The sequence below is a fragment of the Latilactobacillus sakei genome (assembly GCA_002953655.1).
GTDB lineage: Bacteria > Bacillota > Bacilli > Lactobacillales > Lactobacillaceae > Latilactobacillus > Latilactobacillus sakei_A.
This window is the reverse complement of sequence record CP025839.1, coordinates 148323-163743: the sequence shown is the minus strand read 5'-3', so window position 1 is coordinate 163743 and position 15421 is coordinate 148323. Positions and strand designations below refer to the sequence as shown.

Sequence of the window (15421 nt, the reverse complement as noted above, 5' to 3'; positions counted from 1 at the left end):
GCCGAGTAAATATTATTAGTAAATAATATTCACAAAGCTAGATTAAATAGAATAAAAAAGGAGTGCCGTGTGATAACTACTCGGCACTCCTTTTTTATTCTCATCAAATGTTCTTTATCAATTAATTATTGCATTATTATTCTTAATATAGACAATCTAGGAATTTTTTTCTATTGAGAAATTATTAGTTGTAGTTAACCGTTTTTTAGTATTTTTTGAGCAAGCACTTTCATTTGACGATTCGCGGTTGAAAGTCCTATAGTGACTAGGTAAGTTGCGCACAATTCTTTTCTAGTGTGTTCCTAGTTTTTAAACTATTCTTAGGAGGTCAAATATTATGACAAATCAACTAACGACTAACGAAGGGCAACCATGGGCGGACAATCAACATTCGCAAACTGCCGGCCAACGCGGCCCCGTCTTAATCCAAGATTATCAATTACTCGAAAAACTCGCCCATTTTAACCGCGAACGCATTCCTGAACGAGTGGTTCACGCCAAAGGTGCCGGCGCTAAAGGTTATTTCAAGGTCACAAAAGACATGAGCGCCTACACCAAAGCTGCTGTTTTCAGTGGCGTCGGCAAAAAAACACCGCTTATCACTCGTTTTTCTCAAGTCGCTGGTGAAGCCGGCTATCCCGATACATACCGCGATGTTCGTGGTTTCGCCGTTAAATTCTACACGGAAGAAGGCAATTACGATATTGTTGGCAATAATACGCCGGTCTTCTTCGTCAACGATCCACTAAAATTCCCCGATTTCATTCATTCACAAAAACGTGATCCTCGGACACATGCCCGTAGCCAAGATATGCAATGGGATTTCTGGTCCCTGTCACCCGAATCTGTCCATCAAGTTACGATTCTCATGAGTGACCGCGGGATTCCTGCCAGTTACCGGATGATGCACGGCTTTGGTAGCCACACCTTCAAATGGGTCAACGCACAAGGTGAACAATTCTGGGTTAAATATCATTTCAAGACGAACCAAGGCGTTCATAATCTCAGCAACGAACTCGCCGATGAACTGGCTGGTAAGGATACTGATTACCTTCAAAATGATTTATTCGACGCAATTGAAACTGGCGATTATCCCAGTTGGACAGTCGCCGTCCAACTCGTCCCTTATGAAGTTGGTTTGAATTATCCCCAAGATATTTTTGATGTTACCAAGGTTATTTCACAAAAGGATTATCCGTTAATCGAAATCGGTCAAATGGTCCTCGATGAAAATCCAACGAATAACTTCGAAGATATCGAAGAATTGGCCTTCTCACCAGCTAACTTAGTCCCTGGAATTGAAGCATCACCGGACAAATTACTCCAAGGTCGACTATTTGGTTATAAGGATGCGGAACGTTACCGACTTGGTGCCAACTACGAACAACTGCCAATCAACCGACCAAAAGTCCCTGTTCATAATTACGAACGCGACGGTGCCATGGCCCAAAACCAAGAAACGGGCGTTAACTACGAACCAAACAGTCAAGATGGACCCACTGAAGTCCCAGCAGCTAAGATTCATGGTGATCAACTCTCTGGTACAACTGGCAACTTCTCTACCGATCCCGATTATTACTCAGCAGCTGGCAAACTTTATCGGCTACTATCCGCTGATGAACAAACCCGTTTAATCGAAAATATTCGCATGAATCTTGGTCAAGTAACTAAACCAGAAATTCAAATTCGCGAAGTTAAACAATTTTACCAAGCTGATCCAGAATACGGTCGACGCGTCGCAACCGCATTAAATTTAGATTTAGCACAGTTTGAATAACGACGAGCACAAAAAAATAGGTGGTCCCATTGAGGACCACCTATTTTTTATTCGTTATCTTTATTATCTTTTTTGCCTGCTTCTTGTTTTGCTGCCCATTCTTTCTTAGTCAACAAGTCAGAAACATTCATTTTAATTTTTGTAACATTTAAACCGGTCATCTTATGCACAGACTTGGCAATTTGATCGGTTGTTTGTTCAAAAATATCTGGGGCTGATTTACCGTATTCCAAAATGGCATCTAATTCGATTGTCACTTCTTGATCGTCAATATCTGCATCAACACCTTTAGTTGGATCTGCTTCATCTCTGAAACGATCTGCTAATTGACTCATCATACCACCTGATAATTCTAAGACACCATCGATATCATGAACAGTTTGTCCGGCAATTTTTTCAATCACACCGTCTGAAAAGTTTAATTCTTTTTCAATTTGTGCGTTATGATCTGGTGTTTCCTTATTAGGTTTGTCCATCATCTTATCCATTGGTTTGTTTGGCTTATCCATTATTTTAATCCCCTTTTCTTAATTTTTTATTGAACTCTTTTGTCGTCGTTATCGCTCTTTTTAGCGTTGCTACCTTGTTGTTGCCATTCTTTCTTAGTCATAACGTCACTAACATGACTATTGACCTCAACAACACTCAATCCCGTCATTGATTCAACAGCTTCGGTGACAGCCGACGTTAAGCGTTCAAATACGTCGCGCGCGTTGCGACCATATTCCAAAATAATAGTCATATCAATCGCCACTTGTTTTTCGCCGACTTCAACACTGATGCCTTTGGTAGGATCGCTATCAGTTCTGAATCGATCAGCGATATCGCTGAAAAAGTTGCCATTCATTGATAGTAACCCATCAATATTTTGTGCTGTTTTACCAGCAATTTTTGCAATGACAGCATCTTCGAACGTTAACTTGCTGTTTGCTAATACGTCATCTAAATGTGCTTGTTCTACCATTTTGCTGCACCTCCATTATTTATCTTGTCTTAATACGCGGTTGACTTGTGCTCTAAAACCTTCTAAATCATCTTTGGATCCCGTTAAACTTGCTGCAATGTAGCCAATCAGACCGGCAATCAAAATTAAAATTAGGCTCACAAATCCAAAGCCAATCCATATTGCCGCTAATGCAGCGCCTGCAATAAAGCCCCAATAAGAACGTTTCATTTGTTTCACCTCAAATCACTTTACTTTGCGTCCGACCTTGATCATGAACAAGTGGCGCAAGCTTAACATTTACTGATTTAATGGGCATGTCAAAGACTTCTTTTAGTGCCTGTTGTGCTGTTTCCTTCACCGCTCTGGCTTGTTGATCAATGTCCCGATTATCAAGCACTTTTGCTTGAATGTCTGCACTAACCTTTGGTTGTCGACCTTTAAAAACGGTCTGGACATAAACATCCTTCAAACGGTGTTTTTCAATTATTGCCTGGGAAATTGTTTTTTCAACCGCTTTACGCGATAAAGCTAATTCCCCTTGATTGGTTTTAATAATCATCTGTCGTTTCTTTGGCAAACTAAAAATTGCTAGTAATAATAAATAAAGAAAAACCAGACCACTAATAACGCCCAATCCCAGCCCTATATTGCTAATCCACTCTTCTGACAGCCAGTTAAAGTTAATGGCTTGTTGATCTGCTAGTCCTAGCGGATAAACGAGCAAAATGAACCATGCTACCTGACATAATCCCAGAAAACTGGCTAAGCCGATTACCGTTTTTGTCAATTTGTTCATGGTATCTGCTCCTTTACTTTAGGATTTCTTACGTGAAAATAGCATTGATACTAAGAATACGATGATTACGGCACCTAAGATTGAAGGTACTAGCGCCATACCTGCTAGTTGGGGTCCCCAACTACCAAATAATGATTGACCTAACCAGGCACCGACAAGGCCCCCTACGATATTGCCAATCCAACCAGCGGGTAAATCACGACTTGTAATAGCCCCCGCAATAATACCAATTAAAGCCCCAATAATTAAAACCCATAACCAATGTAACATAATAATCATCCTTCCATACTATTTATTATAATCGACATTCTATCGACTACTTGTACTACCTAAATGTAACAAGTTCAACATTGTTTTGTAAAAGTATACGCTTATTAATTTTATAAATAATATAAGCAGATAAATTGACAATTTAGTTGATTGATTCGCCACCGGTCACCCCGTATATCTGTCCGGTAATATAGCTGGCAGCATTGCTAGCTAAAAATACATAGACTGGAGCGACTTCAACTGGCTGGCCTGCTCTTTTTAAAAGTGTATTCTGTCCAAATTTTGGTAATGCACCCTCTAACTGGCCTTGCGCTAATTGGAGTGGCGTCCAGATTGGGCCCGGTGCGACACCATTAACGCGAATCCCTTTATCTGCTAATTGTTGGGCGAGATTAATCGTAAAATTCCTAATAGCGGCTTTAGTTGCGGCATAGTCTAAGAGTTGTGAACTTGGATTGAATCCTTGGATCGAGGTGGTGGTTAGAATACTACCACCAGCTGGGATATGGGCAATCGCCGCTTTAGCAATGCCATACATTGCCACCACGTTAATTTCAAAACTATCCCGTACTTGTTGGATGGGCAAGTCTTCAAGCGTTGGATGGGCAATCTGTTGGGCGGCATTCAACACAACTGTATCCAAACCACCTAATTGTGCCACTGCTTGGGCTACCACTTGTTGCGGTGCTTCTTGCATTTTAAAATCAGCCGGGATTAAAACTGCCTTACGACCAGCTGATTCAATTAACCCCGCGACTTCATTAGCATCACTTTCTTCACCAGGTAAATACTGTAAAGCAATATCCGCACCTTCACGTGAAAATGCAATTGCTACTGCGCGGCCAATTCCTGAATCGCCACCTGTAATCAGGACTTTGCGATTCATCAATTGCTCACGCCCTTGATAATCTGCCTCACCACAATCGGGTTTCGGCCGCATTTTGCCTTGTAGTGCTGGGGCTGGTTGTTCTTGCTCCTCAAATCCGGATACTTTATATAACTCACGGGGGTCTTTCAAATCTGCTTTGACCATTAATATCACCTTTCCTGACTTAATTTAGATAGGTTGCTCTTAACTGATTAATATCACTTTTACTTAATTTTAAAGCGGTCTGTAAATAATTCTGCGTAGAACCCCAATTTTGCTTAATCGTAGTTGTTGCGGTGTCTAAATAAGCGGATTGCACACTCATTAAAGCGTGTGTACTTTTTATAAAGCCACTGGAAGCGTGCTTAGCCGCTAATCGTGACATGCGTTGGGCAATATGTTGTTGCGAGGCAGTATTTGTCAGTAAATAGTCTTGGCGAATAACTGGTTCAGGGACGTTTAGCGCATTCAAAAGATAATATGCGGCCATCCCCGTTCGATCTTTACCACCCGTACAATGAAACAGCGTTGCCTGATTATCCGCAGACTGTTGGAGTAATATTTCAAAAAATTGACGATACATCTTAATCGAGTGTTCATCTTGAACTAATTCTTGATAGACCTTTTGCATTTGCATTTGGCCACCAAGTGGATTGTTTGTATAGCGCTGATAGAGTTCCGCCTCAGTTGTTGTACTTTCGGTTTGGTCTTCTTTGAAAATAGGGACAGATTTATATTTAGCACTGACTGGTACTTTATCCGGTGCTTGTTGTCGCTCATCTTTGGAGCGTAAATCAATATCCACTGAGACGTTATAACTGTTTAAAAGCGCTAGATCCTTGGGACTAAGATCAGCTAAATTAGCTGTTCGAAGTAGGCGTTTTGTTTTTAGCGTTTTGCCGTCTAATGTTGGGTAACCCCCTAATTCTCTGAAGTTATGCCCGTTTTCAATCGGTAAGATTCTCGAAACCATCTACTCGTCCTCTCTGAATAATCGCTATTACTATCAACTTTATGACGCTTCGTTACTGCTATATATAGGGTTTAATCGTTTGGTTTTTAATAACATTGCCAACTCGATCGACTGTCAAAGGTCCCCATTTTCCTTCTAGAAGTGCTTCGCCATTATTCGCTTTTAAGATGGCCAATTCTAAATCAGTAACACCTTCTAGAAAGCAATTTAATTTTGATTCTTGTTTTTCAATCATCAAACTCAAATCCGGCGTCTTAACTGTACTTCTACCTAGTCTCACTTTTTTAATTGGCACTTCTTTCAACATAGCAAACGTCCTTCCATAATTTTTTTAGTAGCGCTACAGTTTAACTATAAAATATTAACTTGATTTTTCTCAACTATTCTGATTGGGTTATATTTAGCATAATCATTTACCTTTACAAAATAATTTCAAGTTGTTTAAATTAACTTGTATCACTATTCTAAAAGGGGTTGATGATTATCAAAACGATCGATGTTATGTTCGCAGCAGATAATAATTATGCCGACCAGCTTTTAATCGCGATTAAGTCGATATTGGCGCATATTCCTGCTGAGACAACTGTCCATTTTCTTATTCTCGATAATGAACTCACACCACAAACCAAGTGTTTGGTGCGACAAATTACCAAGCAATCACATCAGGTCGATTTTATTAAAATAAATCAACAACTTTTAAAAAATTGTCCTGAAAGTAACCATATTAATAAAACGGCCTACTACCGCATTCTTGCGCCCCAAATACTATTACGCAAAGGGATTAGCCGCGTTTTATACTTAGACGTCGATATTCTTGTCCAAACCGATATTACGCCACTTTATGAAAGCCATTTAGGGACTAATATTGTTGGCGCAATTATTGATCCTGGGCAAGCTCTAGCACTACCACGACTAGGTGTTTCCCCTGAAAAATCAGGTAACATTTATTTCAATTCTGGCGTGATGTTAATTGACACCTTCCGTTGGGAAGAAAATCAAATTAGTGAATTAACGCTACGGTTTATCAATCAGCATCCTGAGAGAATTATTTTCCACGATCAAGACGCTTTGAATGCCATTTTAGCCGGTAAGGTTCAATTATTGCATCCCGCTTGGAATGTACAAAATTCACTCATCTTCCGCAAACATCAGCCAATTAATGCCACTTATAAAAAACTTTTTGACGAAGCTATTGCGCAACCTAAAATCGTTCATTTTACAACGCACAATAAACCTTGGAATACGTTGAAAGAACATCCATTTTTAGCGCAATACCAAGCGTATAGTCAACAATTAGGCGCATTAAAAAAAGACAGCATTAACATTGTCTCAGCTGTTAATGCTGCCTTTATTGAACCCTTGGCGATTTTATATGCTTCGATTTTGAATCACAATGACACACAACGCCACTATTCTTTCTATGTGTTAGAAGACCACTTAACTGAAGCAGACAAAATACCATTAAAACAGGTGGTTGCCGCTTTTAATGCCGATTTAACTTTTCTCAAAGTTGATGAGGCTCTCTTGGCCAATATCGTAGAAAGTGATCGGATTTTAAAATCAGCTTATTATCGGATTTTAATCCCGCAAGTGCTAAACGGCATTGATCGCGTGCTTTATTTAGACTGTGATGCTCTATGTAACGTTAACCTTGAACGCCTTTGGAATATTGATTTAGGCGAGTTCCCGCTAGCTGCGGTTGAAGACGCCGGGTTCCATCAGCGCCTCGAAAAAATGGCCATTAAGTGTCACAGTACGCGGTATTTCAACTCCGGCATGATGCTAATGGATCTTAAGAAATGGCGTCAACAAGCCATCACTGAGAAAACTTTAGACTTCATTAACCATCATCCAGAGAAGTTACGCTTCCATGATCAAGATGCACTGAATGCTGTTTTACATGATCAATGGCTGCATCTACATCCTAAATGGAATGCCCAAACCAACATCATCATGGATAAGATCACACCCCCACAACGGTTACAACAACAATTTATTGAAGCCAAAAAGGCCCCAGCAATCGTCCACTTCTGTGGTCACGAGAAGCCTTGGCATGCAGTATCTACCCACCCATTCACCCCACAATATCGTTACTATCGCCACCGCTTCCTCAAACCAAAACGCCAAGCGTCTATCATCCCTTTTTCAAAAAACACACAAATTAGCTTATAGAATTAATGCTATAAAACCCCCTGCTAGGTTCAATCTAGTGGGGGTTTTGTGTGTGAATTGCACATCATAATCCACTATCGTTGACAAAGCATTAAAACAAGACTTAACCAATGTTAGTCAATTTTTAATTGCCTTAGGTGATCCAAAACACCAAGCCATTATCATCCGCTTGTTAGAGGAAAGTGATTGTGACGGGCTACAAATCAGCTAACTCACTGAAGCAACCGGCTTATCGCGACCTGCGGTTTCACACCATCTCAAAGTCCTCAAGGATGCCAAACTAATCGACTATCGCGCAGAAGGCACGAAGAATTTTTATTACCTCAATCACGACACAACCGAAATTGTAAAACTCAAGCAATTTCTCGATAAAGTCACCCCAATTATGACCACCCACACAAAATAAGGAGCGAAATTGTCTATTTCACAGCCGGTTTACCTATGAATTCTGATATGTGAACCGTTCAAATCTGGACACCGGATGCTAGCCGGGCCATGGTTTTAATCGGTAATACCACCGATGCTTATGGCCAAACATGGCATCTCCCTTGTGCCGACAGCATTACTTACAGGAGCTTAGTCGGACTGATTCAAGAAATCACGCACCAACCGATTTCTTATTCGGTTATTAAAACGTGGCAGTTCAAATTAGCAAGCTTCTTCAATCAAAATAGCCGCGAACTCCAAGAACTGCTCCCCCCGTTACCAAGCCGACAACATCTTCGTTTCGGATAAATTCAAAACCCGTTTTCCTGAATTTAAAATCACATCTTTTGAAGAAGGCCATCCGGGAGATACTAGCGATTTAAAAAGTATTTCGTAAAAAAATAGCGCCACCAATATTTTCGGTGGCGCTGTTTTTATTTATGACTGATTAATTAATTTTAAATATCGATAGATACTAGGTTCCGAAGTTCCTAGTATCTCAGCAACTTTTGATAATGCACCTTTAATTTTAAAAATACCTTTTTGATTTAATTTTCGACAAATCTCAATTTTTTTATCCTGCGTTAACTTAATCCCTGATTGCAGTGTATTGGGCGCTACCACCGTATAAATAATTTCTTCAACACTTGAGTGGAGTACTTCTTCATTTGTAACAACTTGGTGTTGTTGTGGATGCTCGCTAGCCACTGTAGGTACTGATGCCAGTAATGAATCCAAATTAGCAAGATTAATAAGATTATCAATCGCCGCTAAATACGGTTGTGCATTAAAATTAATACATAACAAACCCAATAAAACGCCTTGATCATCCTTAATGAAATAAGTAGATCCTTGAATTTGTTGGTTTTTATCACTACTAGCCTTGTAATTAACCACAGCATCTTGTTTTTGATATATTTTATCCCTAATTAAATCTAACGCGAAACCCGTGATTGGAGAATTTAAATTGCGTCCGCTAATTTCAGCATGCTCAATCGCTGCAATATAGTATGAACCATCTTGATTAATCCAATGTAAAACAACTTCATAATTACTACCTAAAACTTGGCCTAAAAAATGAACTAATCCTTGATATCTCTCTAACTCACTAACCATCAAACCCATCCTCCATTCACAATAGCGTTGTTCTTAGTATTCTTTATGATACTTAATTTCTTTATGAATTACAAATATTTATTATAATAATAAATTATTATTGTAAAATAGTTTGCTCAGTTGTATACTTTGTTTATAATACTTGAGAGGATGATTATACGTGTTTGAAAACCGGTTATTAATTCTTGATGTGCCTAATATTAGTGCGATTTCTGTTACTTTTAAGAAATGGCGACACTATTCTAAATAATTACTAATTATTTATTAAACTCAAAATTAATGAAGGAGTGAGCAATTTGGAAACAACTACACAAACAACACCACATCTTTCGAGAGCCCAGAAGCATGCTGATAAAGCCGGCATGTCTTTGACAGAATGGCAGTCGGCCACTAAGTTTGACGGAACAGACTGGGGCTGGGTTTTTATGAGTATTGGTATGGCAATCGGTGCCGGCATTGTTTTTTTACCTGTTAAAGTCGGTTTAGTTGGCCTCTGGGTTTTCTTAGTTTCAGCCGTGATTGCTTATCCTGCTATGTATTTATTCCAAAAATTATTCATCAATACCTTAGCGGAATCTAAAAAATGTGAAGACTATCCTAGTGTTATCAGTGGTTATTTGGGTAAAAATTGGGGCTTTCTACTAGGTGTTCTCTACTTTTTAATGCTACTAATCTGGGTCTTTGTTTATTCCACTGCGATCACAAATGATAGCGCTTCATTTTTACGTTCCTTTCATGTCACTAAAACAGTCTGGTCAAATAACCCATTTTATGGGTTGATCGTTATTTGTTTGCTCGTCGCGATTGCTTCTCGTGCGGAAAAATTACTTTTCAAAATTTCATCCTTTATGGTTTGTACGAAACTAATCATTGTCTTTGTCCTCGGTGTTGTGATGGTCCAACATTGGGATCTTAGAAACGTTGCAGCATTCCCTGATTTAGGTTATTTAATTAAACAAACGATCATCTTGCTCCCCTTCACACTCACTTCTATTTTATTCCTCCAATCCTTATCACCAATGGTTATTTCGTTTAGATCCCACAATAAAAATATTGAAGTTGCACGCTATAAATCAATTCGTGCTATGAATATTGCCTTTTTCACGCTATTTTTCGTGGTCTTCTTCTATGCTATTTCATTTAATCTTGCTTTAGGTCATGACCAAGCAGTTGAAGCCTACGAGAAAAATATTTCGACACTCGCAATTGCTGCTCAGAATATGAATGGTAATTCGATTAAAATTCTCAGCTTCATTTTAAATATTTTTGCTGTTATGACAGCTTTCTTCGGTGTCTTTCTTGGCTTCCATGAAGCATGTCAGGGAATTGCTGTTAATATCTTACATCGGATTATGCCGCAACATAAGATTAATAAAAAGAAGCTCAGCTTCGGTATTTTAATCTTCGCTATTCTGGTTTCTTGGAGTGCAATCTTACTCAACGCCCCCGTCTTAAGTTTTACCTCATTATGTTCACCAATTTTCGGGATGATTGGTTGCTTAATCCCGGTTTATCTCGTCTACCGGGTGCCCGCTCTTAATAAACTCAAGGGGCCTAGCCTATATCTTATTATTTTTACAGGTATTCTATTGATGATCTCGCCATTCTTAGCATTCATTTAAAAAAATAAGGAGTGATTATTATGTCATCACAATCAAATCAATTTATCCAAGCGCTCAAAGATGGTGTCGTGCCAGCTACTGGTTGTACTGAACCGATTGCCGTTGCTTTTGGTGCCGCAACTTGTATGGCGCAGCTAACTAATCGTGACATTCAGTCAATTGAAGTGCGCGTTTCGCCAAACGTAATGAAAAATGCCTTAGCAGTTATGGTACCTGGTACTGGCGAACCTGGTTTATTAGTCGCTGCGGCCGCGGGGGCAATTGCTGGTGATGCAGCAGCTGGTCTCAGCGTCATCGAAGGCCTGCACGCCACAGACTTACCAACCATTACAGCGCTTGCACATTCTGGCAAAGTGACCGCCAAAACAGCGCTCGTCCCTGACGACTTATACGTCGAAGTAACCATTAAAGACCTTGAAAACACGGCCACCGTTGCGATTGCTGGCAGTCATACCAATATCTTTTCCTTAAAAAAAGATAACCAAATCTTAATTGATCATCCCCGCCCCGCAGCTCACGCGAGCTCTGAGTCAAAACAATTTCTACAAACTATGAATTTTAAAGCCGTCTGGGATTTTGCGATGCACGAACCCCTAGCCCATATTCGTTTCATGAAAGAGGCGCATAACCTTAATTTAGCGCTTGCCCAAGATGGCTTTACACATGACTATGGCCTGCAACTCGGCCAATCGATTAATGGTGCCAAACGCAATCATTTTGGTTCTGGCACTGAAAATGATCTTGGTAATCGGATGATTGCCTATGCGGCCGCGGCTTCAGATGCGCGCATGGGTGGCGCGCAATTACCTGCGATCTCCAACTCTGGTTCCGGCAATCAAGGCATCACAGCTACCATTCCGGTCAGTGTAGCGGCAGATGCTGTTCAGGCGACCGAAGAACAACTAATCCGGGCACAAACTTTGTCTCATCTCACCGCCCTATACATTCACTCATTTTTGCCCGTCTTATCAGCCTTCTGCGCGACTGATTCGGCCGCAATGGGTGCGGCGGCTGGTGTGGTTTATCTCTATGATGGGACTTACGAAGATGCCTGTCATGCGATTCAAAACATGGCTGGCGATGCAGCCGGGATGATTTGTGACGGGGCCGGTTGTGCTTGTGCCATGAAAGTCGCCACCGCCGTTTCCTCGATGTACCGTGGCGTTAACCTCGCCCTGCAAGGAATCGTCATTCCAAATAGCAATGGGCTTGTCTGCCCAACAATTGATGAGACCATTCACGGCATCGGACGGCTAGGAACAGAAGGCCTCCGTGAAACAGATCCTGTCATTTTGGACATTATGCTTAATAAATAAAAGAACCGTCTTTAGTGCCCCAATTGGCATTAAAGACGGTTTTTTAGACTAATCAATGTCCTTGATACTTCACTTGTTGCACAAAATAATTAAGATAACAGATTAATACATAACAAACAATCAAGACTGCCACCCAGGTCTCGAACACCATCAGTACTCTAAGCAGTTCTGCAATGGCAGGATTGTCGGCAAATAATTGATAGGTTTTACTCATCGCTGTGGCAGTAATCACCATTGGAAACGTGAAGGCGCCATAGCTTGGATAAAATTTCACTTTTAGCATCGTCTTAAAAAAGTACAGGATTGCAAAGTATACGTTTGGGACAAGATCACTAAAAAAATAATGAATGGTAAGGACTTATCAGTTATCACGGTTAGATAACCCGATAAGCACAAAGAACCTGGTGCCGCCAGGATTGTAATCAAGGGCCACGTGCCTTCTTTCATTTGGCGATACTGACTAATTCGCTTCAAAATAACCGGTAATAAGATAAAATACAGCGCTAATGCGACCCAAATCATGATTTTTCCTAACGTTAGCGCAAAAATTTTTGCCGTATTCGAGATAACCCCAATCCCAACAAATGTGATAAACCAGCTCGGATAAATATTAGCGAATTTTAGCTTATCGGGTAAAATATGGACCATCACAAAATAGAGCATTAGAATAAAATGCAGCCCAACTGCCATTAACCACAGCCAATTAATCAAATAAAACATCGGTACGAGCCGTTTTAAGAATGTGCAAATCAGCATCCCGGCCATCGTAAATGTCGGTGCTACCGAGGCCACAATTGGATTCTTCAAATCTGCCAAAACCTGTCGAGGCGTTATCATTATTTTAAGTAACACCGGTACCATCATCACCAGCGCAATCACAAAAAAGACTGCTGATGAAGTCGCATAACCTTCAATAAATAATAGATTACCTAGCGCAGCTAAACCTAAAATCAGACCACACATCGGTAATGGCACGCGCTTTAAGAACGCTTTCATTTCTTTCATCAATACCGCCACCCTCCACCACCAATCACCGCCACTGATTGTGATTATTATAACAATATCACTTCATCATTATTTTAGCATAATCTAAGTTGAATACAAGATTATCTGGCATTTATAGTCATGTCCCTGAAAGTTAAAAAGAAGTGTCATTACAGATGTACTGTAATGACACTTCTTTTTAATCCTAAACTACTAACTCACCAACCTCAATTGGATTTCCATGTGTATGGTACCCTTCAATATTGGTTTCACCAACTAGTTTTGCAATCTTATCCATGTTGGTAATAACCACCATGATATCTGTTTCTTTTCCAGCAGTCTGTAGAATTGCTAAATCCATCTGAGCGATTTTTTGTGCAGCTGCAATGCGATCACCGACCGCTACGAAAATTGTAAAACCTTGTCCATCAAGTGCAACTGTATCAATCCCCATGTGTACTAATATTTCAATACCATTATCGGTCGTAATCCCAATAGCATGTTTGGTTGGGAAAATAGTTGTCACAACGCCATCAACGGGCGAATAGACACTGCCGTCGGTCGAAACCATTGCAAAGCCGTCCCCGACCATTTTTGTTGAGAAAACACTATCGTTAACATCTTCTAAAGCCACGTAATCACCGTCTGCTACAGCTGATAACGTTACTGTTGATTCAATTTTTCTTTCAGCTGTTTTAATTTCTTCTGGTTGTGGATTGGGAATCATGAAATAAGCAATGGTAAATGACAATACTAAGGCGATGATAATCCCCATAATTGCAAAGACAAAGTATTTACCAATATAAGCTGGTAAGCTGAAAATACTTGATAAGATGTAACCGTAAATGCGAACACCGAAGAAGCTGATGAATGCTGAGGCAACCGAACTACCAACGGTTGCTGCAATAAAAGCTTTCTTATACTTCGTTAAAACCCCGAATAAGGCTGGTTCTGTAATCCCTAATAAACCAGAAACAGCTGAGGAAACTACAATTGATTTTTCTTCTTTTGTTTTAACTTTGAAATAGATTGCTGCAGTGGCACCAGTAATCGCCATATTTGCCATAAACATCATTGGCATCAACATATCATAACCTTGGTTGGCAAAATTTTGTAACGCAATTGGTGTCATCGCGTGATGCAGACCGGTTAAGATTGCGATTGGTCGAATAGCACCCACAATAATACCAGCTAAAACCGGTGAAATCGTGAATAACCAACTAACACCCGCTGCCAATAAATTACCTAAATGAATACCAATAGGCCCAATTACAACAAGTGTTACTAAACCGGCCAGTAAAAGTGAAAACGTTGGTGTAAATACCGTTCTGAGGACTTCTGGCAATAATTTATCAACCCAACGATAAATGTAACTTAACGCTAATACCGCAAAGATGATTGGAATAACCGTCCCAGCATAATTGAAAACCGGTACCGGCAAGAAGCCAAAAATCACAAACTGAGAAATCTTTCCGGCTGCGGCCGCCGCGGTCATTGTTGGAAACTGTAATGTCGCCGCAATCGCAATTGCTAAATATTGATTGGTTTTAAAAATTTTAGCAGCTGAAGCCGCTACGAAAAATGGCAAGAATGTGAAAACACCACTGGCTAACATATCGATAATTTGGAAAGTTGGTGTTTCACCTGATATTACTTTTAAAGCCACCAAACCGGCCATTAGCCCTTTAATCATCCCTGCACCAGCAATCGCCGGTACAATTGGTCCGAAAACGCCAGAGACAGTATCCATAAAGAGTGACACTAATCCTTTTTTCTCTGTAGGCTGGTTGGTTTCTTCACTGTTATTAATCCCTAATAAAGCAGCAACTGGATTAAAGTATTCTTCAACGTTTGTTCCAATAACAATCTGTAGCTGATCACTTTGATATTTAGTCCCAACTACTGCTGGCATCTTTTCTAACGCATCATAATTAACCTTACTTTGATCTTTAAGATTAAATCGAAGACGCGTCATGCAATGCCAGACATTATTAACATTTTCCTTACCGCCGACATTTTCAATAATCTGTTTTGCGATATCTTCATGTTTCAATGCTATCACCTCTATTATTATTTTGCGCATTTTGGTTTCGCTTACAAATGAAATGATAGCATAATTTTTGTTGTAATAATATCAGTCCTAATTAACGTTATT

14 protein-coding genes and 3 pseudogenes are annotated in these 15421 nt (G+C 40.0%); 6 read left to right on the top strand and 11 right to left on the bottom strand.

Translation table 11 applies throughout. The annotated features are described in order from the left end of the window. The first annotated feature begins 337 nt into the window (after positions 1-337). A complete protein-coding gene (locus tag C0213_00790; protein ID AUX11035.1) occupies positions 338-1777 on the top strand; it encodes a catalase in 1440 nt (479 codons plus the stop codon). 47 nt (positions 1778-1824) lie between these two features. On the opposite strand, the gene C0213_00785 is transcribed toward C0213_00790, so the two are convergent. The 8 genes from C0213_00785 to C0213_00750 form a co-directional block, all read right to left on the bottom strand. Further along, on the bottom strand, positions 1825-2295 hold the full coding sequence (locus C0213_00785; GenBank protein AUX11034.1) for an Asp23/Gls24 family envelope stress response protein: 471 nt from the start codon (positions 2293-2295) through the stop codon (positions 1825-1827). A gap of 17 nt (positions 2296-2312) precedes the next feature. After that, on the bottom strand, positions 2313-2741 hold the full coding sequence (locus C0213_00780) for an Asp23/Gls24 family envelope stress response protein (GenBank protein AUX11033.1): 429 nt from the start codon (positions 2739-2741) through the stop codon (positions 2313-2315). A 15-nt stretch (positions 2742-2756) separates the two neighbouring features. Beyond that, positions 2757-2951 carry a hypothetical protein gene (locus tag C0213_00775; protein AUX11032.1) on the bottom strand — a complete coding sequence of 65 codons (195 nt, stop codon included), beginning with the start codon at positions 2949-2951 and terminating at the stop codon, positions 2757-2759. Positions 2952-2961: 10 nt separating this feature from the next. Continuing rightward, positions 2962-3519, bottom strand: a complete 558-nt coding sequence (locus C0213_00770; GenBank protein AUX11031.1) for an alkaline shock response membrane anchor protein AmaP — start codon at positions 3517-3519, stop codon at positions 2962-2964. Between the two features lie 18 nt (positions 3520-3537). Next, complete coding sequence (locus tag C0213_00765; protein ID AUX11030.1) at positions 3538-3789, bottom strand: GlsB/YeaQ/YmgE family stress response membrane protein; 252 nt, start codon at positions 3787-3789, stop codon at positions 3538-3540. A 142-nt stretch (positions 3790-3931) separates the two neighbouring features. Continuing rightward, complete coding sequence (locus tag C0213_00760; GenBank protein ID AUX11029.1) at positions 3932-4822, bottom strand: KR domain-containing protein; 891 nt, start codon at positions 4820-4822, stop codon at positions 3932-3934. Between the two features lie 19 nt (positions 4823-4841). Continuing rightward, positions 4842-5630 (bottom strand): protein-tyrosine-phosphatase, encoded by a 789-nt coding sequence (locus C0213_00755; protein AUX11028.1) that lies wholly within the window; start codon positions 5628-5630, stop codon positions 4842-4844. Between the two features lie 58 nt (positions 5631-5688). Next, complete coding sequence (locus tag C0213_00750; protein ID AUX11027.1) at positions 5689-5937, bottom strand: hypothetical protein; 249 nt, start codon at positions 5935-5937, stop codon at positions 5689-5691. A 170-nt stretch (positions 5938-6107) separates the two neighbouring features. Between C0213_00750 and C0213_00745 the strand changes: the two genes are divergently transcribed. The 3 genes and pseudogenes from C0213_00745 (at position 6108) to C0213_00735 (ending at position 8625) form a co-directional block, all read left to right on the top strand. Beyond that, on the top strand, positions 6108-7802 hold the full coding sequence (locus C0213_00745; GenBank protein AUX11026.1) for a glycosyltransferase family 8 protein: 1695 nt from the start codon (positions 6108-6110) through the stop codon (positions 7800-7802). Positions 7803-7878: 76 nt separating this feature from the next. Beyond that, positions 7879-8208: pseudogene (locus C0213_00740) on the top strand (transcriptional regulator). A gap of 62 nt (positions 8209-8270) precedes the next feature. Then, positions 8271-8625, top strand: a pseudogene (locus tag C0213_00735) (hypothetical protein). 41 nt (positions 8626-8666) lie between these two features. On the opposite strand, the gene C0213_00730 reads toward C0213_00735, so the two are convergent. Further along, positions 8667-9353 (bottom strand): hypothetical protein, encoded by a 687-nt coding sequence (locus tag C0213_00730; protein ID AUX11025.1) that lies wholly within the window; start codon positions 9351-9353, stop codon positions 8667-8669. A gap of 353 nt (positions 9354-9706) precedes the next feature. Here C0213_00730 and C0213_00725 point away from each other — a divergent pair, with 353 nt between their 5' ends. Together C0213_00725 and C0213_00720 are read left to right on the top strand one after the other, a co-directional pair. Beyond that, on the top strand, positions 9707-10966 hold the full coding sequence (locus C0213_00725; GenBank protein AUX12783.1) for a hypothetical protein: 1260 nt from the start codon (positions 9707-9709) through the stop codon (positions 10964-10966). A gap of 20 nt (positions 10967-10986) precedes the next feature. After that, entirely contained in the window at positions 10987-12282 is a 1296-nt protein-coding gene (locus C0213_00720; protein AUX11024.1) for a serine dehydratase subunit alpha family protein, read from the top strand. A gap of 52 nt (positions 12283-12334) precedes the next feature. On the opposite strand, the pseudogene C0213_00715 reads toward C0213_00720, so the two are convergent. Then, positions 12335-13290: pseudogene (locus C0213_00715) on the bottom strand (C4-dicarboxylate ABC transporter). Between the two features lie 181 nt (positions 13291-13471). Continuing rightward, the gene (locus C0213_00710) at positions 13472-15319 is read right to left on the bottom strand and encodes a PTS beta-glucoside transporter subunit EIIBCA (protein ID AUX11023.1); all 1848 of its coding nucleotides are present in this window, start codon (positions 15317-15319) and stop codon (positions 13472-13474) included. Positions 15320-15421: the final 102 nt, after the last annotated feature.